This window comes from Faecalibacterium hattorii, assembly GCF_003287455.1.
GTDB lineage: Bacteria > Bacillota > Clostridia > Oscillospirales > Ruminococcaceae > Faecalibacterium > Faecalibacterium hattorii.
Window position 1 is genome coordinate 116,873 of record NZ_PRLC01000005.1, and the last position, 23,822, is coordinate 140,694.

The 23,822-nt window shown below is 58.2% G+C and carries 25 protein-coding genes and 3 tRNA genes; 9 read left to right on the forward strand and 19 right to left on the reverse strand.

Annotation, left to right across the window (positions count from 1 at the left end; all coding sequences use genetic code 11):
- Positions 1-27: 27 nt before the first annotated feature.
- From atpE to C4N23_RS05050, 9 genes are all read right to left on the reverse strand, one after another.
- Positions 28-309 (reverse strand): ATP synthase F0 subunit C, encoded by a 282-nt coding sequence (gene atpE, locus C4N23_RS05010; protein ID WP_055187653.1) that lies wholly within the window; start codon positions 307-309, stop codon positions 28-30.
- Between the two features lie 42 nt (positions 310-351).
- The gene (locus C4N23_RS05015) at positions 352-1,095 is read right to left on the reverse strand and encodes a F0F1 ATP synthase subunit A (RefSeq protein WP_112144514.1); all 744 of its coding nucleotides are present in this window, start codon (positions 1,093-1,095) and stop codon (positions 352-354) included.
- A gap of 3 nt (positions 1,096-1,098) precedes the next feature.
- Positions 1,099-1,596: an ATP synthase subunit I gene (locus tag C4N23_RS05020; RefSeq protein ID WP_055187657.1), complete on the reverse strand. Its 498-nt coding sequence runs from the start codon at positions 1,594-1,596 to the stop codon at positions 1,099-1,101.
- A 17-nt stretch (positions 1,597-1,613) separates the two neighbouring features.
- On the reverse strand, positions 1,614-1,874 hold the full coding sequence (locus C4N23_RS05025; protein WP_242983726.1) for an AtpZ/AtpI family protein: 261 nt from the start codon (positions 1,872-1,874) through the stop codon (positions 1,614-1,616).
- Positions 1,875-2,189: 315 nt separating this feature from the next.
- Positions 2,190-3,608 (reverse strand): glycogen synthase, encoded by a 1,419-nt coding sequence (locus C4N23_RS05030; RefSeq protein ID WP_112144519.1) that lies wholly within the window; start codon positions 3,606-3,608, stop codon positions 2,190-2,192.
- A gap of 127 nt (positions 3,609-3,735) precedes the next feature.
- Positions 3,736-4,863, reverse strand: a complete 1,128-nt coding sequence (gene glgD, locus C4N23_RS05035) for a glucose-1-phosphate adenylyltransferase subunit GlgD (RefSeq protein WP_112144521.1) — start codon at positions 4,861-4,863, stop codon at positions 3,736-3,738.
- Positions 4,857-6,050, reverse strand: coding sequence for a glucose-1-phosphate adenylyltransferase (locus C4N23_RS05040; RefSeq protein WP_112144524.1), 1,194 nt, complete (start codon positions 6,048-6,050; stop codon positions 4,857-4,859). Before C4N23_RS05040 ends, glgD begins: the two co-directional genes overlap by 7 nt.
- Positions 6,051-6,130: 80 nt before the next feature.
- Entirely contained in the window at positions 6,131-8,407 is a 2,277-nt protein-coding gene (gene glgB, locus C4N23_RS05045; protein WP_112144526.1) for a 1,4-alpha-glucan branching protein GlgB, read from the reverse strand.
- Positions 8,408-8,693: 286 nt separating this feature from the next.
- Positions 8,694-9,752 carry a resuscitation-promoting factor gene (locus C4N23_RS05050; protein ID WP_242983727.1) on the reverse strand — a complete coding sequence of 353 codons (1,059 nt, stop codon included), beginning with the start codon at positions 9,750-9,752 and terminating at the stop codon, positions 8,694-8,696.
- Between the two features lie 588 nt (positions 9,753-10,340).
- On the opposite strand from C4N23_RS05050, the gene C4N23_RS05055 reads away from it, so the two are divergent.
- A complete protein-coding gene (locus C4N23_RS05055; RefSeq protein WP_112144528.1) occupies positions 10,341-10,994 on the forward strand; it encodes a GH25 family lysozyme in 654 nt (217 codons plus the stop codon).
- A gap of 26 nt (positions 10,995-11,020) precedes the next feature.
- Positions 11,021-11,266, forward strand: coding sequence for a phage holin (locus tag C4N23_RS05060; protein ID WP_055192053.1), 246 nt, complete (start codon positions 11,021-11,023; stop codon positions 11,264-11,266).
- Between the two features lie 102 nt (positions 11,267-11,368).
- On the opposite strand, the gene C4N23_RS05065 is transcribed toward C4N23_RS05060, so the two are convergent.
- The 3 genes from C4N23_RS05065 to rplM form a co-directional block, all read right to left on the reverse strand.
- The gene (locus tag C4N23_RS05065; protein WP_342587741.1) at positions 11,369-12,469 is read right to left on the reverse strand and encodes a glycoside hydrolase family 172 protein; all 1,101 of its coding nucleotides are present in this window, start codon (positions 12,467-12,469) and stop codon (positions 11,369-11,371) included.
- A 217-nt stretch (positions 12,470-12,686) separates the two neighbouring features.
- Positions 12,687-13,085 (reverse strand): 30S ribosomal protein S9, encoded by a 399-nt coding sequence (gene rpsI, locus C4N23_RS05070; RefSeq protein WP_055192056.1) that lies wholly within the window; start codon positions 13,083-13,085, stop codon positions 12,687-12,689.
- A 17-nt stretch (positions 13,086-13,102) separates the two neighbouring features.
- Positions 13,103-13,531 carry a 50S ribosomal protein L13 gene (rplM, locus tag C4N23_RS05075; protein WP_055192058.1) on the reverse strand — a complete coding sequence of 143 codons (429 nt, stop codon included), beginning with the start codon at positions 13,529-13,531 and terminating at the stop codon, positions 13,103-13,105.
- Positions 13,532-13,818: 287 nt separating this feature from the next.
- Here rplM and C4N23_RS05080 point away from each other — a divergent pair, with 287 nt between their 5' ends.
- From C4N23_RS05080 to lepA, 3 genes are read left to right on the forward strand one after another with little or no spacing between them, the layout of a single operon-like run.
- Positions 13,819-14,388: a hypothetical protein gene (locus C4N23_RS05080; protein ID WP_112144533.1), complete on the forward strand. Its 570-nt coding sequence runs from the start codon at positions 13,819-13,821 to the stop codon at positions 14,386-14,388.
- Positions 14,389-14,417: 29 nt separating this feature from the next.
- A complete protein-coding gene (alr, locus tag C4N23_RS05085; protein ID WP_112144535.1) occupies positions 14,418-15,617 on the forward strand; it encodes an alanine racemase in 1,200 nt (399 codons plus the stop codon).
- Positions 15,618-15,647: 30 nt separating this feature from the next.
- A complete protein-coding gene (gene lepA / locus C4N23_RS05090; protein WP_112144539.1) occupies positions 15,648-17,459 on the forward strand; it encodes a translation elongation factor 4 in 1,812 nt (603 codons plus the stop codon).
- 78 nt (positions 17,460-17,537) lie between these two features.
- On the opposite strand, the gene C4N23_RS05095 is transcribed toward lepA, so the two are convergent.
- The 7 genes from C4N23_RS05095 to C4N23_RS05125 form a co-directional block, all read right to left on the reverse strand.
- Complete coding sequence (locus C4N23_RS05095) at positions 17,538-17,813, reverse strand: hypothetical protein (RefSeq protein WP_112144542.1); 276 nt, start codon at positions 17,811-17,813, stop codon at positions 17,538-17,540.
- An 11-nt stretch (positions 17,814-17,824) separates the two neighbouring features.
- The gene (locus C4N23_RS05100; RefSeq protein ID WP_112144544.1) at positions 17,825-18,280 is read right to left on the reverse strand and encodes an InlB B-repeat-containing protein; all 456 of its coding nucleotides are present in this window, start codon (positions 18,278-18,280) and stop codon (positions 17,825-17,827) included.
- A 25-nt stretch (positions 18,281-18,305) separates the two neighbouring features.
- The gene (gene glmM / locus C4N23_RS05105) at positions 18,306-19,691 is read right to left on the reverse strand and encodes a phosphoglucosamine mutase (protein ID WP_112144547.1); all 1,386 of its coding nucleotides are present in this window, start codon (positions 19,689-19,691) and stop codon (positions 18,306-18,308) included.
- A gap of 274 nt (positions 19,692-19,965) precedes the next feature.
- Positions 19,966-20,409, reverse strand: coding sequence for a Fe-S cluster assembly scaffold protein NifU (gene nifU / locus C4N23_RS05110; protein ID WP_112144549.1), 444 nt, complete (start codon positions 20,407-20,409; stop codon positions 19,966-19,968).
- A 1-nt stretch (position 20,410) separates the two neighbouring features.
- Positions 20,411-21,628 (reverse strand): cysteine desulfurase family protein, encoded by a 1,218-nt coding sequence (locus C4N23_RS05115; RefSeq protein WP_112144551.1) that lies wholly within the window; start codon positions 21,626-21,628, stop codon positions 20,411-20,413.
- A 132-nt stretch (positions 21,629-21,760) separates the two neighbouring features.
- Entirely contained in the window at positions 21,761-22,195 is a 435-nt protein-coding gene (locus C4N23_RS05120; RefSeq protein ID WP_112144554.1) for a hypothetical protein, read from the reverse strand.
- Between the two features lie 28 nt (positions 22,196-22,223).
- A complete protein-coding gene (locus tag C4N23_RS05125; protein WP_097839862.1) occupies positions 22,224-22,547 on the reverse strand; it encodes a rhodanese-like domain-containing protein in 324 nt (107 codons plus the stop codon).
- Between the two features lie 139 nt (positions 22,548-22,686).
- On the opposite strand from C4N23_RS05125, the gene C4N23_RS05130 reads away from it, so the two are divergent.
- From C4N23_RS05130 to C4N23_RS05145, 4 genes are all read left to right on the forward strand, one after another.
- Positions 22,687-23,136 carry an RrF2 family transcriptional regulator gene (locus tag C4N23_RS05130; protein ID WP_055192080.1) on the forward strand — a complete coding sequence of 150 codons (450 nt, stop codon included), beginning with the start codon at positions 22,687-22,689 and terminating at the stop codon, positions 23,134-23,136.
- 70 nt (positions 23,137-23,206) lie between these two features.
- Positions 23,207-23,282 (forward strand) — tRNA-Trp (locus tag C4N23_RS05135).
- A gap of 161 nt (positions 23,283-23,443) precedes the next feature.
- Positions 23,444-23,520, forward strand: a tRNA-Asp gene (locus C4N23_RS05140).
- Positions 23,521-23,523: 3 nt separating this feature from the next.
- Positions 23,524-23,599, forward strand: a tRNA-Thr gene (locus C4N23_RS05145).
- Positions 23,600-23,822: the final 223 nt, after the last annotated feature.

The following is a 23,822-nucleotide window of genomic DNA, read 5'->3' on the forward strand; positions in this document are numbered from 1 at the left end:
TTTCTTTTATATTTTTTCGGGGAGCGCTCAGCCCAGATAGTTCATGAACATACCGGGTGCGAGGAAGATCAGCAGCAGACCGGTGACGAAGCCGTAAATACCGGTGGTCTCAGACAGTGCGACGCCGAGGATCAGGGTGCTGGTGACGTCGCTCTTGCATTCGGGCTGACGGCCAACGGCCTCACAAGCCGCAGCGGCGGCGTTGCCTTCGCCGATGCCGGGGCCGATACCAGCGATCAGAGCAAGACCTGCGCCGATGCCGCAGCCAGCCAGAGCGATACCACGAGCCAGAAGTTGAAAGTCAGTCATAATAGTTGTCCTCCTGAAAAATTGTGTTGGGGGATGCCGGATTTAGTCCTCACCGGCAGCACGTTTGATGAAGATGGTGGTCAGAGTACAGAAGATGAACGCCTGAATACAGCCGCCGAACCAGTCGAAATACAGGCCCGTAAAGGCCGGGATGCCGATCTGGAACAGTTGGAGCTGGCTCAGGAAGCCGGGCAGCCAGCCGAACACGACATGGCTCAGGCTTGCCAGCGCCCAGTACAGCAGGGTGGAAATGACCGTACCGGACAGGATATTGCCAAAGTGACGGAACGCCATGCTGACGGGGGTCGAGATCTCCGACAGGACGTTGATGGGTGCCATGAGGAAGATGGGGTCGAGCAGCCCTTTCAGGTAAGCAAGGATGCCGTTCGTCTTGATCTTGTAGTACATGATCAGCACGAAGACCACGATGGCCCATGCGGCCTCGGTGTTGAGGTCAGCCGTCGGGCTCCACAGGCCCACCACACTGATCAGGTTGCACCCGATGCTCAGCGCGAAGATTGCGCCGACCAGCGGGATATACTGGTCAAAATGAGTTCCCATATTGTCACGGACGAACTGATCCAGCCGTTCTACGATGAACTCGGCGGCGGCCTGCCGCTTGGAGACATTTTCCAGTTTCAGGTCATGCCCCAGCCAGAAGGCCAGCGCCGTCAGCAGCGCCATCACGATCCACGTGCTCACGAGGGTCTGGGTGATCTTGAGATCTCCCAGCACCGGGATATTCGTATGGATGGTATACAGGATCTTTGCGCCGTTCAGTTCCATTTGTTAGGTTTCACCCCCTTTTTCACCGGGAGCTTCGGCCTGTGCAGGGGCCTCGGCCGGAGCGTCTTCCACCGAGACGTCCTGCGCGGGGGCCGCTGCAAGGGGCTTATACTTGCCCGTTATTTGCAGGTAATAAATGGTGATCCGAGGGAAAAACAACGGCAGGACACTGGCAAACGGCTGGAAGCAGGGGGCAGCGATGGCCACGATGACCCAGACGGCCTGCATCAGCATCCGGCTGTTGTGGGAAAGCTGCAATTTTGCCTTGCGGCGCTTTTCGTCCGGCTCGTCAAGGATCTTCTGCACGACGAAGCAGATGCCCGCAAAGTTTGCGACGGCGACGGCTGCACCCACGAGCCCGCCCAGCACAACGGTATCGTCGAACTTGACCCAGCCCACCAGATGCAGCGCCGCGAAGATCACCCACATGGCCGCCGTGCAGACGGCGGTGCCGCAGGTGATGCGCAGCAGTTCTTTTTTGGATTCCGGCTGCAATTTCATAGCAAACCCTCCAACGTTCATTGATGCGAGTTGAAGCCGACACGATGATTCTTGTCCTTTTTGGCGCGATCCATCCGCTCCTTGGCAAAGACCCAGAAATTTTGTGCCCCCGCAGCCAGCCCCAGAAAAATGCCCGGAAGGTACACCCACTCCGGCCACGCCCAATGGCTCGTGGCCCACCAGCAGCCGCCCAAGCACAGCAAAAGCGGCAGCAGCATATTCAGCCCCAGCTGGGTCAGCCAGACGATATCCTCCAGCGCTTTGTACAGGCCTTTCAACGGTGTTCCTCCTTCTGGTTTTGGCTGCGAAGCGCACACCATGCGGCAGCTCTTTCGCAAAGAATCTTTTTTGTCAAAGAATCTTATAGGGATAGTATAATTCAAAGCGTCGGATTTTTCAATCAATTTTCCACTGAATTCTAGTAAAACTTCATAGTTTGTTTATTCTTACTTCATAACTGTCCGCAGCAGACGGATTTTGTCCGCCACAGGCAGCATCATGACCAAAAAACGAATGAGTTCTTTGTGCAAAAAGCCCCGCCGGGCTCGTGTGACCGAACCCGGCGGGGTGAAAAAGAATTTCGATTTTTCGGCTTACCAGAGGTTTGCCGTCTCGTTGTACAGGCCCTCATAGCTCTTCGCGGAGAGATCCCAGCTGAAGTCGCACTCCATATCGTACTTGATGAGGTTGTTCCAGTCTTCCTTGTTGTAGTAGCGGTCCTGTGCGCGGCAGCATGCGTCATACAGCTCGTGGGCGCTGTAGCCCGCGAAGGTGAAGCCGTTGCCCTCGCCGAGGGTGCAGTCGTGGATGGAATCCCGCAGACCGCCGGTCTCGCGGACGATGGGAGGCGTGCCATAGCGGCAGGCGACCATCTGAGCCAGACCGCAGGGCTCACTCTTGGACGGCATGATGAAGACATCTGCGCCCGCATAGATCTCCTGCGAGAGGGCGGGTTCGAAGCCGATGTAAGTGCCGACGCGGCCGGGGTGGCGTGCGCACAGCTCGGAGAAGAAGTTCTCGTACTGGCCCTCGCCGCTGCCCAGAACGACCAGCTCGATGCCGCGGTCCACCAGACCGTCGGCGATGCTCTGGACGAGGTCGAAGCCCTTCATGCCGACCATGCGGCTGACCATAGCAAAGACGGGGCTGCCGTCCTTGTGCAGGCCGAACTTATCCTGCAACGCTTCCTTGCACTTGGCCTTACCTTCCACGCAGTTGGTGACGTCGTAGTTGAAGGGGATCATCGGGTCGGTGGCGGGGTTGTTGGCGTCCATGTCGATGCCGTTCAGGATGCCGCACAGCTTGTACTGCTTCTCCCGCAGCAGGGCGTCCAGACCGTAGCTGAACCACGGGTCGAGGATCTCCTGTGCGTAGGTGGGGCTGACGGTGGTGATCTTATCGGCGGTCTCGAAGGCACCCTTCATGAAGTTGGCGCAGCCATCGTACTCCACGATGTGCTGGTCACGGCGGCCGATGCCGCAGGTGTCCTCCAGAATGTCGGTGCCGTACTTGCCCTGATAGGCGATGTTGTGGATGGTGAAGATGGTCTTGATCCGGTTGAACTTATCCAGATGGCGGTAGTACAGGTTCAGGTAAACGGGCACCAGCGCGGTCTGCCAGTCGTTGCAGTTGATGATGTCCGGGGTGAAGTCGATGTAGAACAGCGTCTCCAGCACAGCGCGGGAGAAGAAGGCGAAGCGCTCGCCGTCATCGTAGAAGCCGTACAGGCCGCGGCGCTTGAAGTAATACTCGTTGTCGAGGAAGTAGTAGGTCACGCCGTTGACCTCGGCCTTGAACAGGCCGCAGTACTGGCTGCGCCAGCCCACGGGCACGGAATAGTTGGTGACATACTCCAGCTTATCGCGCATCTTCAGGTCGCCGTACAGCGGCATGATGACGCGGGCATCCACGCCGTCCTTGACCAGTGCCTTCGGCAGGGAACCTGCAACGTCGGCCAGACCGCCGGATTTGGCAAAGGGAGTCGCTTCCGAAGCAGCATACAGGATTTTCATAAGATCGCTCCTTTCCAGAAAAGCGGTTAAAAAAGAGCGGGCGGGGGCACAAAATGCCCCCGCCCCTCTTTTCGAGAGGGGCTACCGGGGAGGGAGCCGCCCCTGTGAAAAAATCAAAGGAAGGTCATCAGACCATGTGGTTCTTCTGCACGTAGACCGGGAAGCTCTCGGTGCCGGACAGCTTCTTGCCCGCAGTGATGCGGACGTTCTTATCGGTCACAACGCAGTCCAGCTGTGCGCCGATCTCCACGATAGTGTCCTGCATCAGGACGCAGTTCTTGACGACGGCACCCTTCTTGATGCGGACGCCGCGGAAGAGCACGCAGTTCTCGACGGTGCCCTCGATGACGCAGCCATCGGCCAGCAGAGAGTTGGTGACGGCGGAACCGGTGACGTAGCGGACCGGGTTGTCGTCGCGGATCTTGGTGTAGACCGGGCTGCTCTTGGGGAACAGTGCGTTCAGGTTCTTCTCGTCGATGAGCTTCAGGTTCTCGTCGAAGTAGCTCTTCATATCGCAGATGTGAGCCACATAGCCGGTGTACTCCACCGCACGGATGTTCAGGATGTTGACATTGTGGGCGAGGATGTCGCGCTCAAAGTAGATCAGGCCGCGGGCAGTGGCATCCTTGACCAGCTTGATCAGGGTCTCGCGCTCCAGAACGTAGATGTTCAGGTCGAGGTTCTGGACGCCGGGGCGGTAATCGTTGAACAGCAGCTCGGTCACGCGGCCGTCAGCATCGACGGTCAGGGTGTAGTTGTCGTTCTTACGGCCTTCGGGGATCTCAGTCTTCTGGTAAGCGATGGTCACATCGGCACCGCTTGCCTGATGGGCGGCCAGCAGGGCGTTGAAGTCGTAGTTGATGGCGATGTTGGCATCGCTCATGACGACGTACTTCTCCTTCTGGTTCTCCAAGAAGTTCAGGATGGAGCCCAGAGCCTCGACACGGCCGGAATAGATGCGCACGCCCTTCTCAGCGAAGGGGGGCACGATGTTCAGGCCGCCGTGGCGGCGGGCCATATCCCACTCACGGCCGGTGCCCAGATGGTCCATCAGGGAGTGGTAGTTCTTCCGCACCACGATGGACACGTTGGAGATGCCGCAGTTGGCCATGCTGGAAAGCACGAAGTCCACCATGCGGTAACGGCCGGCAAACGGGATGGATGCCATGGCTCGCTCGGTGACGAGCTCCGGCACGGTGGTATCATAGCTGTTGGGGAAAATGATGCCCAACGCATTGTTGTTCTGGCTCAGCATACTTCCTCGCCCTCCTTAACGGAATCAAATACTTTGGCGCCCTCTTTGATGGTTGCGCCCGCGCCGACGGTCAGGCCGGTGCCAACGTGTGCAATGGCACCGTCGCCACCGATCTTTGCACCGGCGCCCACGACCACATCTTCAGCGAGGATGCAGCGCTTGACCACAGCACCCGCCTTGACCACGACGCCATCCATCAGGACGGCATCCTCAACGGTCGCGCCCTCTTCCACGACGACGCCGGCGCTCAGGACGGAGTGCTTGACGCGGCCGTAGATCTGGCAGCCCTCGGTGATGAGGGAATCCTGCACGACGGCACGGGGGCCGATCTTCTGTGCGGGCAGAACGGGGTTGCGGCTGTAGATCTTCCAAGCCTTATCGAAGATATCGATGCCGGAGTTCTCCGGGTCGAGGACCTCCATATTGGCTTCCCACAGGCTGTCGATGGTGCCGACGTCGCGCCAGTAACCGTTGAAGCGGTAAGCGTACATCTTGCGGCCGTCACGCAGCAGGGCGGGGATGATGTTCATGCCGAAGTCGTTCTTGGAGTTGGGGTCTGCCTCGTCCTCTTCCAGATACTTCTTCAACACATCCCAGTTGAAGATGTAGATGCCCATGGATGCCAGATTGGACTTCGGCACCGGGGGCTTCTCCTGAAATTCGGTGATCTTGTCGTTCTCGTCCGCGACCATCAGGCCGAAGCGGGAAGCTTCCTTCCAATCGACTTCCATGACGGCGACGGAGAACTCCGCACCCTTTTCCTTGTGGAAGCGGAGGAAGTCGGCGTAGTCCTGCTTGCAGATCTGGTCACCGGACAGGATGATGACGTATTCCGGGTCATAGTTATCGATGAAGCTGATGTTCTGGTAGATGGCATTTGCGGTGCCCTTGTACCAGTCGGTGCCCTTGGCCTGTTCATAGGGCGGCAGGGTGTGGACGCCGCCGTGCAGACGGTCGAGGTCCCAAGGCTGACCGTTGCCGATGTACTCGTTCAGCTTCTGGGGCTGATACTGGGTCGCGATGCCAACGGTATCGATGTTGGAGTTCACGCAGTTGGACAGCGGGAAGTCCACGATGCGGTACTTGCCGCCGAAGCCGACCGCCGGTTTTGCCGTTTTCTGTGTCAGCGCATACAAGCGCGAGCCACGTCCGCCGGCAAGGATCATTGCCACAATTTCTTTTGCCATAGCTTTATTCTCCCCTTTTACACATTTCCGGATTGGTTTGAAATTGGAAATGGTCTAACGATGTGCGTGGTGCGTCCGGCTTATTTTTCGGACGCCTTGGGCTCCGCAGCCTTCTTGGCGCGGGGCTTGCGTGCAGGCTTTTCCGGTGCAGCTTCCGCCGCCGGAGCCGCCTCTGCTTTGGGTTTGCGGGTGCGCTTGGGCTTCTCCGCAGGAGCTTCCGCTTCCGCCTTGGCCTTTGCGGGGGCTTTCTTGGGTTTTGCAGCCTTTTCGGCTTTCTCGGCCTTGCCCGGCGCTTCCTCGGCTGCGGCAGCTGCCTTTGCCTTGGTGGTGCGGGTGGTCTTCTTGGGGGCCTTTTCCGCCTTTGCGGGCTTCTCGGCCTTGGCTGCGGTCTTCTTCTTGGCCGTCGTCTTTTCCGCCGTCTCCGCCTTATCTGCCGCCTTGCGGGTGCGCTTGGTGGGCACCTCGAAGTACAGGGTGCTCATGGGCGGCAGGGTGATGGTGATGCTCTGTTCAAAGCCGTGCAGCGGCTTCTTATGGGTGCGGACGGACTTGTTGTGGACCGTGCCCGAACCGCCGAAGGCCTCGTCGTCGCTGTTCAGCACTTCCTTGTAGGTGCCGGACACCGGTGCACCGAGGGTGTAGCCCTCGCGCAGGACGGGGTTGAAGTTGCAGACCACGAGGATCTGCTTACCCGCAGCATCCTTGCGCAGGAAGGCGACGACGCTCTGCTGGAAGTCGTCCGGGACGATCCACTGGAAGCCCTCCCAACTGTAATCGATCTGCCAGAAGGCAGGGTGCTCTTTGTAGAAGGCGTTCAGCGTCTTCACGTAGGTCTGCAGCTCGGTGTGCTTGTCGTAGCCCAGCAGCATCCAATCCAGCTGCTTTTCCTCGCTCCACTCGGTGAACTGGCCGAACTCCTGCCCCATGAAGAGCAGCTTCTTGCCGGGGTGGGCCATCATGTAGCCGAAGAAAGTGCGCAGGTTTGCGAACTTGGCCTCGTAGTCACCGGGCATCTTGTTGATGAGGCTGCCCTTGCCGTGCACGACTTCGTCGTGGCTGATGGGCAGCACGAAGTTCTCGCTGAAGGCGTAGAAGAAACTGAAGGTGACCTTGTTGTGGTTGCCTGCGCGGAAGAGCGGGTCGGTCTTCATGTAGCTGAGCATGTCGTTCATCCAGCCCATGTTCCACTTGAAGTTGAAGCCGAGGCCGCCGTCCGAAGCGGGCTTGGTGACCATGGGCCATGCGGTCGATTCTTCCGCGATCATGTACTTGTGGGGGTGGCGGCCCAGAATCGTGTTGTTCAGCTTGCGCAGGAAGGCCACGGCTTCCAGATTTTCCTTGCCGCCGTCCTTGTTGGGCTCCCACTCGCCCTGCTTGCGGTTGTAGTCCAGATACAGCATGGAGGCCACGGCATCCACGCGCAGACCGTCGATGTGATACTGCTCCAGCCAGTACAGGGCGCTGGAGATCAGGAAGCTCTGCACCTCGCTGCGGCCGAAGTCGAACACCATGGTGCCCCACTCCTTGTGCTCGCCGCGCTTGGGGTTCGGGTCCTCATAGCAGGGCTCCCCGTCAAAGTTGTACAGGCCGAACTGGTCCTTGGGGAAGTGGGCGGGCACCCAGTCCATGATGACGCCGATGCCGGCTTCATGGAGCTTATCCACAAAGGCCATGAAGTCCTTGGGGGTGCCGTAGCGGCTGGTGGGGGCGAAATAGCCCGTGACCTGATAGCCCCAGCTTCCATCGAAGGGATACTCCATGACGGGCAGCAGCTCCACGTGGGTGTAGCCCATCTCCTTGATGTACGGGATGAGCTGGTCGGCCAGCTCGGAATAGTTGTAGGGGACATTCTCGCCCTTGGTCTTCCAGCTGCCCGCGTGCATCTCGTAGATATTCATCGGCCCGTTGATGACATCGGTCTTCTTCTGGGCCTCCTGCCATGCTTCGTCGTGCCACGCAAAGCCGCTCAGGTCGTAGACTTTGCTGCCGTTGGACGGGCGGGTCTCAGCGTGGAACGCATAGGGGTCGGCCTTGTAGACAAGGTCGCCCGCACGGGTCGTCACGCAGTATTTGTAAACGTCATATTCTTTCATGCCGGGGATGAACAGCTCCCACACCGAGTCGTTGTCCACCTTGCGCATCGGGTGGCTGCCCGGTTTCCAGCTGTTGAAATCTCCCACCACGCTGATGGCGGTGGCATGAGGTGCCCAGACGCGGAACACCACGCCGGACTCTCCGGCGCGAGTCTCGATATGCGCACCGAAGTAACGGTATGCTTCGCAGTTATTTCCCTGCTTGAACAGATAAATCGGCAGATCCGAAGGGTCCGCGTGGATTTTTTCTTCCGTCGGTTTCATAAACAGCTCCTCCCCGTACAGGCCGCAGAGGGGCCCATACCTTTTTACTCTCTTATATTAAAGAATTTTCGCGCAATTTTCAAGGCTTTTTCCAGAAAATGTACCATAATCTTTTCGTTGATATTTTTTCGATATATACAACATATCCAATTTTACGCAAATTTTATAGGCAAACCTGACAGAATATAGAATAAAAAGAACACATCCGGCTCATTCTCTGCGCAAAATGCAAAAAGAGAACGAACCGGATGTGTTTTTCATTCCGTGTGCGTAGGATGTTCGATTTTCAGCTTACAACGTAGACATTGACCTGAATGGCCCCGTTGATGACCGACTCGGCATAGGTCTCGTAGAACAGATCCACGAGGATCTCGCCCTTCTGGACGGCGATGCCGGTGTCGGTGGCGATGGCGTAACCGTAAACGAAACGGCCATCGGTGGAAGTGATATACAACAGGGTGCCATAGGGGATAACATCGGGGTCCACGGCAACGGTGCCGTAGCCCAGACCCAGACCCGAGGAGCCCTTGCCGGTCTTGGAATAATAACCGGTGGCCTTGCCCGTCAGGACTTTGCTGTAGGAAGCGGGGGCGTTGGTGGTGCCGTCCGCGCCGGTCAGGGGCGAAACGGGCGCACCCACGCCGTAGGTCTTGACGACATGATCGGTGGGTTCGACGGTGGTGGTCACGTCAACCACCGTGCTGTTCTCCAGCTCGCCGTCCACCCAGCGCTCGCGGGTGGTGACTGCCTGCTGGCCCTCTGCACCGTGCTGCAAGGTCGTTGCGCGGCCGGTGTTGCGGAAGTACAGGCTGGTATAAACATACTGGGTGTCGTAGGGGATGGCCTGTGTCTCGACCTTGTCCTGATAATCGACCCGGTGGACAACGATGTTGCTGCCCGCCGTCACCAGTTGGTCAAGGGCCGGTTCGGTGTAGTCGTCGGCGTCCAGCGTGATGCCGGCACGCTCCAGCGCATCGGCCACGGTGCCAAAGGCAAGCTTGACCGGGTATTCCTGACCATCGGCCTGAATGGTCACGGTGAATGCGCGCTCGATGTTCAGGGAAGCGAGGCTGCCGCTGAACGCGGTGTAATATACATGGTCGCCCTCTTCGGCCTCAATGCCGGAAAGGCTCATCACGCGGGCGGGGTCGCTGTCAGCGCTGACCACCAGCTGCCGCGCACCATAGGAGTCAGTGACGTAGGTCAGCCGCAGATTCGCGGCGGTCACAGCCAGCGTGAACACGAGGCTCACAGCCATGACGCAGAACGCCAGCACACGGGGAGCGGCGGCACGGGTGCCGCTGCTCAATGCTTTCTTAAATTTGACGGAAGCGATACGGAACAACTCCTCTCTTTTTACAGTTTGGAATACGATGCGGGCCTTCCATCACCCGCCGTTGCACAGAGTTTTTCCCCTCCGTGTCCGGGAGCCGTAAGACGGCATTTCACTTCAACGTGATAAATTTTATACGCTGCAACGTCTGTTGAGCGGGAGCTATTTTAACAGACCGAAACCGATTTGTCAAATCGGGCATTTCGAGTTTGCTATATTCTTAACATAGTTTTTTGTGAATTTTGTACATAGTTTTCACTCAGAAAGAGGAATTTCGAGCGTTTCTTTCCGATTTTTTTACAAAAATCGGGCCTTGTTTGTTCACGATTTTTTAACATTTCAATTGGATCTTACCGGCATTTTTCGAGCGAATTTCCCTCTGTTTTAGGCGAAACAAACCATTCACGGACGCCATTTTCCACCCTAAAAAATGGCCCGAATTACTTCCAAAAAGGTGTTGTTTTCGTCCCGTTTTCCAGCCCGAAAATGTCACCTTGGCAAAATGCCGAAACGCAAAAAACCGCAATAAAAAAGACCACACTTCCGCATTCCGCCGCCCCGCTGTACAATCGGTTCAGACGCAGAAAGGAGGTCTGATCCATGACCCAAAAGGACCGCAAAACTCCCCCGCTGACGGTGCTGGATGTCTCCCGCTGGCAGGGCCGCATAGACTGGGACGCGGTGCAGCGCAGCGGCAAAATCGACGGCGTGATGCTCCGGGTGCTGGGCAGCAAGAACGGCAAGCCCTACCTCGACCCCATGTTCGAAGAACACTATGCGGCGTGCACCAGCCGGGGCATCCCGGTGGGCGGCTACTACTACACCTGTGCCGTCACGCCCCGGCAGACGGCCGAAGAGCTGGCCGCCCTGCGCGCTGCGCTGGAGGGCAAAACGTTCCAGTACCCCCTCGCCATCGACGTGGAAAGCGCCGGGCTGCGGGTGCTGGCTCCCGAAGCCCTCGCCGCCCGCGTGGCCGAAGCCGCCGCCCAGCTCGAAGCGTGGAACCTCTACGCCATGGTCTACACCTACACGAATTTCGCGGACACTGCCCTTGCGATGGACGCCCTCACCGCCTACGACCTCTGGCTCGCCGATTACCGCGGCAAATGCCCCACCCGCCCCCACGGGATGTGGCAGTACACCAGCAAAGGCCGGGTGGCGGGCATCGACGGCCCTGTGGATCTGAGCGACGCCGCCAAGGACTACCCCGCGATCTGCAAACGCACCGGCCTCGGCACCTTCCAAGCGGGCTGAGCCGGACACAAACGAAAGGAGATTTTATGAACCACAAGATCGCACCCGCCACCATCGCCCGCACCGCTGCGCTGGCGCTGGCGCTGACCAATCAGGTCCTCAGCGCCACCGGCCACGCGATGCTGCCCATCGAGTCGGCCCAGTTGGAGCAGCTGGTCTCCACCGGCCTGACCGTGGCAGCCGCCCTTATCAGCTGGTGGAAGAACAATTCCTTCACGCCGGAAGCCATCGAAGCCGATGACTACTTCTGCAAGCTGAAGGAGCACAAGTAACGCAACGCCCCCGGAACCGCGCGGTTCCGGGGGCGTTGCTTATCGCTTCCGTCTTGTGGAAAAAAAGCGTATGGGCAGATGGCGAAGAATGATAGTCAAAAATCATCTTGGCCAGCGCTCTTTTCTGGACATGAGTGGCGCGAATGGTACATGAGGATGCGTCTGGTACCAGTAAGCTGTGGTAGCGACATCATCCTGACGTTCAAAAAGACCTCCGTGACCGGCACCAATCTGCTGCAGAGTTACCTTAAGGTCCTTCTCAAAAAGGATAGGATCAAGAAGGTGCCAGCGGTAGAAGCTGCGTTGCGGCATCTGATCATCATTGTGGTAATCATTATGAAGGAAGGTATCGTGGCTAGAGTAGTAAGGATAGCCAAGATACGGAGTACAGTACTGATTTTCAACGGTTTGGCCATTTTGCTGTGTTGCAAAGCTCCATGCACCGCCGAAGTAATCTTCTGTTCCGGTTCCGCAAATGGTTGGATAATCCTTGTCTCCATCAATGTAGAATTTCATCTCACCTTCTCCGTACCAGTAGCGTTCGAGGCTGGTAAGCGCAAGATAAGTTCCAACGTACTGGCCTTTCCCTTTGATGTTGTCGAGGACAACGTAGTCTTTTGCCTTTTCCGTTATGCGCTGACGACGCCACTGGGCATGGAAATAGGCAGCATCCTCCGGAACCGTTGTCAGGCAATAGTCGATCTGATAAAAGAAGGCCGGAATCGGCTCATCGCACTGATTTTCAATGGTAATACGGGCGTTTTTACGGAACGGCATCGGGAAATAGCTGTTGAAACCACGGGTCGGATTGACAGCAATCGGGACTGAGTTTACCTGATAGGAAACACCGAAGCCGCAGCAGAAGAAATCGCCAAGCGGGCATTCAACGGATGGGAATTCTTCATCGTCCCAGTACATGCGCAGAACAAGATCCCGCAGAACATAACGGTTCCGTTCACTGGTACGGTCTATAACGGTGATCCAGATGTGCTGAATCATGCCTTCTCCCTGAATCTCACCAAGTGTTACGGTCTCTCCTGCTTCTATTTTCGGGATACACGGGGAACCTTTTCTGGACGGACCAAGATCGCTGGATGCCATGCCGCCTTTTCCTTTTTCTCCGTTCCGGTTTTCCCAGTTGATGGAACGGGACTGTCCGTTTTTCAGCCGGAAAATATTCTGTAAACCACAATCAAACATCATATATTCCTCCTACTAATTTTTGTCATTATCCCTTGCTATATTTAACCAGCAATTAAGTGGTCAAAATGGGCTTGTCCACCAGTAATTTGACCACTATAAACCCATAAATTTCCGTTCAAATTTCATCAAAACCGAACAGTCCATGCAGAATTTTGGGTATAGAAAAAGCCCGGAAAATTGCGTATTTCCGAGCTTTTTAGCATTTTTAAGTTGTAGATTAGCGCTTGGAGAACTGCGGTGCACGACGAGCAGCCTTCAGACCGTACTTCTTACGTTCCTTCATACGAGGATCGCGGGTCAGGAAGCCAGCCTTCTTCAGGACTGCACGGTTCTCATCGCTCTGCTGCAGCAGGGCGCGGCTCAGGCCGTGGCGGATTGCGCCAGCCTGACCGGAAACACCGCCGCCGGAAACGCGGACGACGACGTCATACTTGCCCTCAAGGCCCAGCAGGACCAGCGGAGAGCGGACGATCAGCTTCAGGGTCTCCAGACCGAAGTAGCTGTCGATGTCACGGTCGTTGACGGTGATCTTGCCGGTGCCGGTGTAAACGCGAACGCGGGCAACGGAATTCTTACGACGACCAGTGCCGTAGAAATAAGGTTTGGTTTCGTACATATTCGATTGCCTCCTTCTTAGAACTCGACGGTTTCGGGCTTCTGAGCGGCGTGAGCGTGCTCAGCACCCTGATAGCAGTGCAGACGGGTCAGAGCCTTAGCACCGATGGTGTTGGAAGGGATCATGCCCTTGACCGCGTAGGTCATCGCCAGATCGCTGTTCTCAGCCATCAGCTTGCTGTACTGGATCTTCTTCAGGCCGCCGATGAACTTGCTGTGGGTGATGTGGAACTTCTGCTCGGCCTTCTTGCCGGTCAGAACAGCCTTGTCGCAGTTGATGACGACAACGTAATCGCCGCAATCGACGTTGGGGGTGTAGTTGACCTTCTGCTTGCCACGCAGCAGAACAGCGGCCTCAGCAGCGACGTGACCCAGACTCTTGCCGGATGCGTCGAGCAGATACCACTTGCGCTCGACTTCAGCGGGCTTGACGAGAGTAGTGCTCATATCTATTTCCTCCTGATAAGTGTTTTAACGGTTCAGGCGCCCTTTGGGAGCGCGAGTGTCAGTATACATCACAAAAACGCGCCTGTCAACAGAATTTTTAGATTTTTTCAGTGCAGATTTTCAGTTCTCTCAAAATCTCTCGTTTTCTCTTGAAATCTCTTGATTTTGAAAATCGCATTTTCAAACACGATTTTTGCGTCCGGGGGCAGATTTCTGCGCCGCGGCGCTACAATTTTGGCAGAAGTTGTGCTATACTATATAAGATATTGTAAAAAGGAGATCGTTCCATGCCGAAGAACCTTCCATCGCAGGACTCCTCCCAGCAGCGGGCTTCCAAACTGCTGCTGGCGATGGGCGTGATCGTCCTGCTGGGTGCGCTGGCCTATTTTGTGCTGACGCTGGTGGTCAACCGCCGCACCCCCGCAACCCCCGATACCCACTACACCGCCGACAACGGCATCGTACTGAACTACGAAAGCGCCGTCTGGCCCGTCTGCGAGATGGCCGAAGACGATACCCTCGGCCACGCGCTCAGGCTGGCCTCCGGCACCGACAGCGACAACGCCAACTATCAGGTGGTGCTGTTCCAGCGGGGCGATGCCTCCACCTATGAGGACTACATTGGCCAGTCGGAGTCCGACCTGAAAAGCGCTTACGGCGTCATCAGCCCGCGCAAGGTCAAGATCACGGTAGACGGAGCCACCGTTACCGCTGTGCGGTGCGACATTCAGGCTTACTATGCCGTCCTTGCCACCGTGGAGTACGACAGCGGCGACGTCATCTACGTTTCCGGCCTGACCAAGCTGGCCTCCATCAGCGATATCGTGAATCTCGTCGAGAGCGTTTCCCTGTCCTGAAGCCAGATGCGCGTTTGGAGGAATGTTTCATGCAGACAACGAATTTTGAAAAACACGTCTGGGCCGAGATCGACCTCGACGCTTTGCGCGCCAACTTCCGCGCCGTGAAGGAGCGGGCGGGCAGTCTGCCCCTCTGCGCCGTCGTCAAGGCCGACAGCTACGGCCACGGCGCGGTCCAGTGCTCCCGCGTCTTCGCCGAGGAGGGGGCCGCGTGGCTGGCCGTCAGCTGCCTTGCCGAGGCCATGCAGCTGCGGCGGGCGGGCCAGACCCTGCCCATCCTCATCTTGGGCCATGTGGAGCCGGAGTTCGCCGCTGCCCTCATTGAGCACCACATCACCGCCGCCTGTTACTCCCTGCCGCAGGCCAAGGCGCTGAGCGCCGCCGCTGTGGCCGCGGGCGGGCAGGTGGACATCCACCTCAAGGCCGACACCGGTATGGGCCGCATCGGCTTTGCGCTCCGCACCGACTTCGACAAGGCCATTGCGGAAATGCTGGAAGCTTGCGCCCTGCCCGGTCTCCATATGACCGGCCTGTTCCAGCACTTCGCCGTGGCGGATGACAACAGCGCCGACAACATTGCGTATACAAACGAGCAGTATCAACTCTTTGTCCGCGCTTACAAGGCTCTGAAGGCCGCTGGGCAGGAGCCGCCGCTGGTCCACTGCGACAACTCCGCCGGGGTCATGCTCCACCCGGAGTGGCCCAAGGGCGAGATCACAGCTTCCTGCATGGCCCGCCCCGGCATCATCCTGTACGGCTTCGACCCCAGCGACGAAGTACGCTTCGGCAAGTTCCGCCCCGTGATGAAGCTCAAGACCGTGGTGAGCATGGTCAAGGAGCTGCAGCCGGGCCAGTCCACCAGCTATGGCCGCCGCTTCACCGCCGAAAAGCCCACCAAGGTAGCCACCCTCTGCACCGGCTACGCCGACGGCTACCCGCGCCAGCTGAGCTGCGGCAAGGGCATCGTGGAGATCCACGGCACCCCCTGCCCCGTGCTGGGCCGGGTCTGCATGGATCAGCTCATGGTGGACGTCACCGCCCTGCCGGATGTGCAGGAGGGGGACGAGGCGATCCTCTGGGGCGGCGAAGTCAGCGACAGCGCCGAGGACATCGCCCGCAAGACCGATACCATTTCCTACGAGGTGCTCTGCGGCGTTTCCCGCCGGGTGCCCCGCGTTTACCTTGAACAGGGCCGGATCACGGCCGTCGAGGACTGGATCTTACAATAACCCACCCACTATTTTCCGTTGGAGGAACAGATGGCAAGAGACAACATCCGCAATTTTTGCATCATCGCACACATCGACCACGGCAAGTCCACCCTGTCGGACCGCATTCTGGAACTGACCAAGAGCGTGGACGAGCGCACCATGGAGGACCAGATCCTCGACAACATGGACATCGAGCGGGAACGCGGCATCACCATCAAGGCTCGCGCCGTTACCATGAACTACACCGCCAAGGACGGCAAAACCTACGAGTTCAACCTCATCGACACGCCGGGCCATGTGGACTTCGCCTACGAGGTCAGCCGCAGTCTGGCCGCCTGTGAGGGCGCGATCCTCGTCGTGGACGCCACGCAGGGCGTTGAGGCCCAGACCCTCGCCAACACCTATATGGCCTTGGAGCACGACTTGGAGCTGGTGCCCATCCTGAACAAGATCGACCTGCCCTCCGCCCACCCGGACGAGGTGGCGCAGGAAGTGGAAGACGTCATCGGTCTGCCCTGCATGGACGCGCCCCGCGTCTCCGCCAAGACCGGCCTGAACATCGATCAGGTGTTGGAACGGGTGGTCAGCGACATCCCTGCCCCCACCGGCGACCCGGACGCCCCCCTCAAGGCCCTGATCTTTGACAGCATCTACGACAGCTACAAGGGCGTCATCGTCTACATCCGCGTCTTCGAAGGCACCGTCAAGCCCGGCGACACCATCCGCCTGATGGCCACCGGTGCCCAGTTCACGCTGGTGGAAGTCGGCCACATGGGTGCCACCAGCCTGACCCCCTGCGGCCAGCTCCAAGCCGGTGAAGTCGGTTATCTGACCGCCAGCATCAAGACCGTGCAGGACACCCGCGTGGGCGACACCGTCACCCTCGCCGACCGGCCCACCGCCGAGGCGCTGCCCGGCTACCGTCAGGTCAAGCCCATGGTCTTCTGCGGCATCTACCCCGCCGATGGTGCCAAGTACCCCGACCTGAAGGACGCACTGGAAAAATTACAGCTCAATGACGCCTCCCTGACCTTTGAGCTGGAGACCAGTGCTGCGCTGGGCTTCGGCTTCCGCTGCGGCTTCCTCGGTCTGCTCCACATGGAGATCATCACCGAGCGGCTGGAGCGGGAGTTCGACCTCGACCTCATCACCACCACCCCCAGCGTCCGCTACCGCCTGACCCTGACCGACGGCACCGTGGAGATGATCGACAACCCCTCCAACTACCCGGACCCCTCCAACATCGTCAAGCAGGAGGAACCCTTCGTAGACGTCCACCTCTACACCCCCAACGAATACGTCGGCAGCCTGATGGATCTGTGCCAGAACAAGCGCGGCGTCCTCATCGACATGAAGTATCTGGACGATGTCCGCGTGGACCTGCACTATGCGCTGCCGCTGGGTGAGATCGTCTACGATTTCTTCGACGCCATCAAGAGCCGCAGCCGCGGTTACGCCAGCTACGATTACGAGTTCAAGGAGTACCGCGAGAGCGACCTCGTCAAGCTGGACTTCCTGCTCAACGGCGACCCCGTGGACGCTCTGTCCATGATCGTCTTCCGCGACAACGCCTACGCCAAGGGCCGCCGCATCTGCGAAAAGCTGCGGGACAACATCCCCCGCAACCTGTTCGAGATCCCGGTGCAGGCCGCCATCGGCGGCAAGATCATCGCCCGCGAGACCGTCAAGGCCATGCGCAAGGACGTCCTCGCCAAGTGCTACGGCGGCGATATCTCCCGTAAGAAGAAGCTGCTCGAAAAGCAGAAGGAAGGCAAAAAGAAGATGCGCCAGCTCGGCACCGTCTCCCTCCCCAGCGAAGCCTTCACCGCCGTGCTCAAACTGGACAGCAGCGACGATTAAACTTTTATCCAAAATGCTACGCCCCCCGCGCCGTGCAGTAAAACCTGCCGACGCGAGGGGCGTTTGTGTTATTTCATTTTACCACGGCAATGCTTTGATGCAGTTCTTGATCCCTTTCAGGGAGTGGATCATGATCTTGGTATAACCGTAGATGAGGAGGGCTTCCTTCGCGCAGGTGACGCCAGCTTTCAGCAGCTGCCACGCGAACTGGAAGTAGGGCTTATAAGGGCGCAGGGTGTCCTTGACATCGGTGACGAAGTCGGTCATCCATGCGGGCGCGCCGCCGCTGACGAGCTGCTGCTCTTCGGGCGGGATGAGCGCACACTGTGCGGGGAGTTTCAGTTTGTGTTCCATACCGTTCCCTTTCACATCACAAGCCCGGCAGCGGCCAGAAGAAGCACGCCGCCCACGATGAGGATGGTCGCCTTATGGCGCTCCCAGATGCCCTCGGCGCTGTCCGCCGGGGCCGTCGGCTCAGTCACGGGCTGGTCGATGGGGTCCCACTGGGCGTAGATGGTGGCATCCTCGCCGGAAAATTCCGTTTCACCCGCTACGATCGCATCACCGCCTACGATGTCGGTGTACCAGCCCTTGAAGGTGTAGCCCTCCATGGTGGGGGTGGGCAGACTGTACAGCTTGCCGTCGCCGCTGGTGCGTTCCACCACCGGGATGCCGGTGCCGCCGCAGGTCTCGAAGTAGATGATGACCTTGCCGCCGTTCTCACTTTCGTCCAGCGGCTGTGCGGCCAGCGCCGCCGGGGCCAGCCCGCACAGCGCCACAGCGCAGAGCAGGACCGCGAGCATCTGTTTGATTCGTTTCATTGCACTTCCTCATTTCGGGGCGTTCTCAGACGCCGTAACCCTGTGCCTTGATGGCTTCCACGACCTGCGAGACGTACTTCTGGCAGGTGTCGTGGTCGGGGGCCTCCACCATAACGCGGACCACCGGCTCGGTGCCGGACTCACGGACAAGGATGCGGCCAGTGTCGCCCAGCGCTTCTGCAACTGCCTTGACTGCCTCCTGTACCGCCGGGTCGTTCTGTGCAGCCTTCTTGTCGGTGACACGGACGTTCTCCAGCACCTGCGGATAGATGGTCAGCGGCTCGGCCAGCTTGCTCATGGGCATCTTCTTGGCCAGCATCACTTCCATCATCTTCAGGCTGGTCAGGATGCCGTCGCCGGTGCTGGCGTACTTGGAGAAGATGATGTGGCCGCTCTGCTCACCGCCGATGCGGCAGCCATTCTTGGCCATGTACTCGTACACGTATTTGTCGCCGACGGCGGTCTTGGCGTAGCCGATGCCCAGCTCGTCGAAGGCCTTGTACAGACCAAAGTTGGACATGACCGTAGTGACCACCGTGTTGTTCAGCAGCTTGCCGCGCTCCTTCATGTAGCAGCCGTAGATGTACAGGATGTGGTCGCCGGTGATGACATTACCCTTTTCATCCACACACAGGCAACGGTCAGCATCGCCGTCGTAGGCGAAACCGATGTCCAGCCCCTTCTCTACCACGAACTTCTGCAAGCCCTCGATGTGGGTGGAGCCGGCATTGTTGTTGATGTTCAGGCCGTTGGGCTGTGCATTGATGACGTAGGTATCGGCTCCCAGAGCATCGAACACAGACTTGGCGATGGTCCAACTGGAACCGTTGGCGCAGTCCAGACCCACCTTGATGCCCTTGAAGGAGTAGATGCCCAGACTGATGAGGTAGCCCATGTAGCGGTTGCGGCCGGACACGTAGTCCACGGTGCAGCCGATGTGCTCCCGGTGGGCGAAGGGCAGCTCCGGCCAGTCCTTGTCAAAGACGTGGAGCTTGCCGTCGAGGTAATCCTCCACCAGCAGCAGGGTCTCTTCGGGCATCTTCTCGCCGTAGCAGTCAATGAGCTTGATGCCGTTGTCGTAGTAGGGGTTGTGGCTGGCGGAGATCATAATGCCACAGTCAAAATCATCCACGCGGGCGATGTAGGCCACAGACGGCGTGGTGGTGACATGGAGCAGATAAGCATCTGCGCCGGAAGCCGTCAGGCCCGCCACCAAGCTATACTCAAACATATAAGAGCTGCGGCGGGTATCCTTGCCGATGACGATGCGGGCCGGGTCGGTGTTGCCGTTCCGCTCCCGGATCATGTTGTAATACCAGCCGAGGAAGCGGCCCACCTTATATGCGTGGTCAGCCGTCAGCGTTACGCCGGCCTCGCCGCGGAAACCGTCGGTCCCAAAGTATTTTCCCATAATGTGCTCCCCCTTTTTTCGATGTTCTATATAAATTGGAAAGAATGCAATGATTTTCCTACACCCTATATAATAGCATACTGGAGGAAAAGAATCCACCTGTTTTGTTTTAATCTTGACCGCCTCGCTTCCGACTATATCTGCGACCGCTTCCAGTGGGATAAGGTCGTGGAGGCCACGCTGAAAGTCTACCGGGGCGAAGTGTAATGCCCCTTACCCAGCAAAAAAGCCTGTGCGGGATCGCTTCCGCACAGGCTTTTCTCATTTTCAGGAATTAATTGCCGCAGCTCTCGCAGTGGTCGCAGTCCTCTTCCAGCTTACCGACGATGGGTTCCGGATCGATCCCCTGACGGCGGTAGTAGTCGGACAGGGCAGCCTTGACGGCCTGTTCTGCCAGAACGGAGCAGTGGACCTTGATGGGAGGCAGACCTTCCAGAGCCTCGACAACGGCCTTGTTGGTCAGCTTGAGGGCGTCGTCAATGGTCTTGCCCTTGATCAGGTCGGTGGCCATGCTGCTGGTGGCGATGGCGGCACCGCAGCCGAAGGTGAGGAACTTGACGTCCACGATGACGTTGTTCTCGATCTTCAGGTACATGCGCATGATATCGCCGCACTTGGGGTTGCCGACTTCGCCCACGCCGTTGGCGTCGGGGATCTCACCGACATTGTGCGGATTTGCGAAATGCTCCATGACCTTTGCGCTATACATACTTGCCATTTTACTGCTCTCCCTTCAGGCTGTACTGACGGGCCTTGTTCTGGCCCTGCAGCCACATACAACTCATCGCACGGCGGCGGGGGATCACTTCCTCCAGCACGTCGCACAGGTATTTTGCTTCTTCCATCGTGTTCTGCGGGCCGAACGTGAACCGCATGGAGCCGTGGCCGATCTCTTCCGGCACACCGATGCTCAGCAGGACGTGGCTCGGATCAAGGCTGTCGGAGTTGCAGGCCGAGCCGGTGGAGGCGCAGATGTTGTGCATATCGAGGTCCAGCAGGATGGTCTCACCCTCCAGACCGGGGAAGCTGATGTTCACGTTGCCGGGCAGACGGGGGGTAAGGCCGCCGTTCAGCCGGGCTTCGGGGATGTTCTTCAGGATGCGGCCGATGACGTAATCGCGCAGTTCCTGCTCGTGGGCCATCCGCTTTTCCAGATCGGTCGTAGCCAGCTCCAGAGCCTTGCCCATGCCCGCGATACCGGCGACGTTCTCGGTGCCGGCGCGGTGGCGGGCTTCCTGACTGCCGCCGTCGATGAGGTTCTGGGGCCAGACGCCCTTCTTGCAGTAGAGGGCGCCCATGCCTTTGGGGCCGTTGAACTTGTGGGCGCTCATGGACAGCATATCCACGCCCAGCTCCTTGACGTCCACGGGGATGGCACCCACCGCCTGAACCGCGTCGGTGTGCATCCAGACGCCGTGCTTGTGGGCGATCTCGGCGATCTCCTTGATGGGCTGGATGGTGCCGATCTCGTTGTTGGCCATCATGATGCTGACCAGTGCGGTGTCGGGGCGGATGGCAGCCTCGACGTCCTCCGGGCGGATATAGCCCTCGGAAGTCGGCTTGATATAGGTGACTTCAAAGCCCATGCGCTCCAGAGAAGCCATGCTGTGCATGATGGCGTGGTGCTCGAACGCGCTGGTGATCAGGTGCTTCTTGCCCTGACGAGCCTTGGTGAAGGCCGTACCCTTGACGGCCCAGTTGTCGGCCTCGGAACCGCAGCCGGTGAAGAAGATCTCAGCCGGAGCCGCATTGACGGCCTTGGCGACCTGTGCGCGGCCGGTGTCCACGAACTCTTTTGCCTCGTAGCCGACGCTGTAATGGCTGCTGGGATTGCCGCATGCTCCGCTCAGAGCCTCGGTCATCACGGCCAGTACTTCGGGCGCACAGGCAGTGGTGGCAGCGTTGTCCAGATAGACAACCTTTTCAGAAATTTCCATGGGGATCCTGTCCTTTCCTCGGATGAAATCGGGTACTCTCGAACCCGAACCAATACTTTTGACTTTCTATTTATACCCTAGTATTCCCACTATGTCAATATGGATTGCGCAAATTCCGAGATTTTTTACAATTCATCCTTTGTTTTTCCCGGTCAGCTTTCCCAGCAGCACCTTCCAGCGGGGGTAGCCCCAGCGTTTGTCCTCCTCGAAATCGTCGGCCAGCTTCCACGGGAAGTTCGAGCCGTCGAAGTAGAGGTTCCCGGCCTCGTCCACGCGATCCAGCTTTTTGGGCAGATAGTCCTCGTCGTAGTAGCTCTTCCGGCGGTCGGGCAGGGCCCAGTGAAGGGTGCCGTCGGAGTCCATGCCGGACGCCCAGACGCCGAACACGAAGGTCGCCGCCTCGCCGTAGCAGTGCTGCTCGAACCGGATGGCACCATCATAATAGAACTTGATGACCTCCAGCGTGCCGGATTCCTTTTTGCCGTCCCGCCCCAGCGTCGGGCGGTAGTCCTGCTGATACCGGCAGCCGCAATGGCTGCCCGCAAACTGTTTCGCTGAAAAAGGCATAAGTTCACGTCCTCCTTCTACGTACTCCTTAAAAGTGTCCCTCAAAATCTCCCTCGATCTCATACGGCCAGCTCAGGATGCCGCCGAGGTCGTACAGGTTTTCGTAGCCGAGGCTCGCCAGCTTCTGCACTGCATCGGCGCTGCGGCGGCCGGTGCGGCAGTAGACGAGCCACGGCGCGCGCTTGTCGGGCAGCACCTCTGCGGCGCGGCTCAGTACCTCGCCCAGCGGCAGCAGCTTTGCGCCCGGAATGTGGCCCACGGCGTATTCGTCCGGCTCCCGGACATCCACCGCCACAGCTTTGCCCGCGTCCAGCAGCCGGATGGCTGCGGCGGGATCGATCTTTTGAATCATAGTATCCTCTCCTGAATCTCATACTTTCTCTATTATATGATACCAGACCTTTTTTGTTTCGACAAGAGAAAGCCGCGTTTTCACTTTTCAAAACCGCCGGAGCGTGTTATACTAAGAAACGAACAAGGAGTGCAACGCTATGAAATTTTCGACAAAAAGCCGCTATGCCCTGCGGCTGATGGCCGAGCTGGCCCGCTACGCGCCGGGCACTACCGTCTCGCTGAAGGAGATCAGCGAGCGGCAGAACCTGAGCTTGAAATATCTGGAGCAGATTGTGACGCCGCTGGCACGGGTCGGCCTCGTGAAGAGCGAGCGCGGCAGTCAGGGCGGCTACCGCCTGACCAAAGCCCCCGCCGACTACACCGCCGGCGAGATCCTGCGTGCCATCGAGGGCAGCGTGGCTCCCATCCCCTGCCTTGGCAGCGAGACCAACGAGTGCCCCATGTCCGACCAATGCTTCACCCTGCCGTTTTGGGCGGGGCTGGACGATGTCATCAACCAGTACATCGACAGTGTCACGCTGGAGCAGCTGGCCCAGAGCCTTTCCTCCGCCAACGATGGCTGCTGCGGCTGCAATTCAAAAAATTAAAATTCATGCTTGACATTTCGCCAAGAATCTTATATAATAATCAAGCATTCAGCGAATGCAGCATAGAATTAGGGGTATAGCTCAGCTGGTAGAGCAGCGGTCTCCAAAACCGCGTGCCGTGAGTTCGAAACTTACTACCCCTGCCACAAACGTTCGGAGCAGTAGTTCCGGACGTTTTGTTTTGCCCTTTTTGCCGGGTCCGGAAAGTTTTTTGCAGTTTTTGTAATTTCCCGCTTGACAAGAAGTCATTCTTCAGGTATAATAATGCTCGTTCCGGCGGTGAACAGCCGCGAACTTGAGCGATCATGGCCCGGTAGCTCAGTTGGTTAGAGCACCAGCCTGTCACGCTGGGGGTCGTCGGTTCGAGCCCGATCCGGGTCGCCATTTGCTGCTATAGCTCAGTTGGTAGAGCGCATCCTTGGTAAGGATGAGGTCTCCAGTTCGAATCTGGATAGCAGCTCCACAGCAAGACCACTTGAATCCTTGAGATTCAGGTGGTTTTTTGTTTGCTGTTGAAATTCAGACCCGATGATGCTATAATAAAGATAAAGAGAACGCTGTCCGGCAACGGTCAGCCCCTCTGCCGATTAGTCATAAGAAATGACCGCTAAGTTTCGGAGCTTTGGGCGGTCATTTCTTATGCAGGTATGTAAAAACAGTCCAACTGATCTGAAACGTCACATAGA

Coding starts and splice junctions, on each gene's coding strand:
- atpE (WP_055187653.1), bottom strand. CDS start 309: ATGACTGACTTTCAACTTCTGGCTCGTGGTATCGCTCTGGCTGGCTGC.
- C4N23_RS05015 (WP_112144514.1), bottom strand. CDS start 1,095: ATGGAACTGAACGGCGCAAAGATCCTGTATACCATCCATACGAATATC.
- C4N23_RS05020 (WP_055187657.1), bottom strand. CDS start 1,596: ATGAAATTGCAGCCGGAATCCAAAAAAGAACTGCTGCGCATCACCTGC.
- C4N23_RS05030 (WP_112144519.1), bottom strand. CDS start 3,608: ATGAAAATCCTGTATGCTGCTTCGGAAGCGACTCCCTTTGCCAAATCC.
- glgD (WP_112144521.1), bottom strand. CDS start 4,863: ATGCTGAGCCAGAACAACAATGCGTTGGGCATCATTTTCCCCAACAGC.
- C4N23_RS05040 (WP_112144524.1), bottom strand. CDS start 6,050: ATGGCAAAAGAAATTGTGGCAATGATCCTTGCCGGCGGACGTGGCTCG.
- glgB (WP_112144526.1), bottom strand. CDS start 8,407: ATGAAACCGACGGAAGAAAAAATCCACGCGGACCCTTCGGATCTGCCG.
- C4N23_RS05055 (WP_112144528.1), top strand. CDS start 10,341: ATGACCCAAAAGGACCGCAAAACTCCCCCGCTGACGGTGCTGGATGTC.
- C4N23_RS05060 (WP_055192053.1), top strand. CDS start 11,021: ATGAACCACAAGATCGCACCCGCCACCATCGCCCGCACCGCTGCGCTG.
- C4N23_RS05065 (WP_342587741.1), bottom strand. CDS start 12,469: ATGATGTTTGATTGTGGTTTACAGAATATTTTCCGGCTGAAAAACGGA.
- rpsI (WP_055192056.1), bottom strand. CDS start 13,085: ATGTACGAAACCAAACCTTATTTCTACGGCACTGGTCGTCGTAAGAAT.
- rplM (WP_055192058.1), bottom strand. CDS start 13,531: ATGAGCACTACTCTCGTCAAGCCCGCTGAAGTCGAGCGCAAGTGGTAT.
- C4N23_RS05080 (WP_112144533.1), top strand. CDS start 13,819: ATGCCGAAGAACCTTCCATCGCAGGACTCCTCCCAGCAGCGGGCTTCC.
- alr (WP_112144535.1), top strand. CDS start 14,418: ATGCAGACAACGAATTTTGAAAAACACGTCTGGGCCGAGATCGACCTC.
- lepA (WP_112144539.1), top strand. CDS start 15,648: ATGGCAAGAGACAACATCCGCAATTTTTGCATCATCGCACACATCGAC.
- C4N23_RS05095 (WP_112144542.1), bottom strand. CDS start 17,813: ATGGAACACAAACTGAAACTCCCCGCACAGTGTGCGCTCATCCCGCCC.
- C4N23_RS05100 (WP_112144544.1), bottom strand. CDS start 18,280: ATGAAACGAATCAAACAGATGCTCGCGGTCCTGCTCTGCGCTGTGGCG.
- glmM (WP_112144547.1), bottom strand. CDS start 19,691: ATGGGAAAATACTTTGGGACCGACGGTTTCCGCGGCGAGGCCGGCGTA.
- nifU (WP_112144549.1), bottom strand. CDS start 20,409: ATGGCAAGTATGTATAGCGCAAAGGTCATGGAGCATTTCGCAAATCCG.
- C4N23_RS05115 (WP_112144551.1), bottom strand. CDS start 21,628: ATGGAAATTTCTGAAAAGGTTGTCTATCTGGACAACGCTGCCACCACT.
- C4N23_RS05120 (WP_112144554.1), bottom strand. CDS start 22,195: ATGCCTTTTTCAGCGAAACAGTTTGCGGGCAGCCATTGCGGCTGCCGG.
- C4N23_RS05125 (WP_097839862.1), bottom strand. CDS start 22,547: ATGATTCAAAAGATCGATCCCGCCGCAGCCATCCGGCTGCTGGACGCG.
- C4N23_RS05130 (WP_055192080.1), top strand. CDS start 22,687: ATGAAATTTTCGACAAAAAGCCGCTATGCCCTGCGGCTGATGGCCGAG.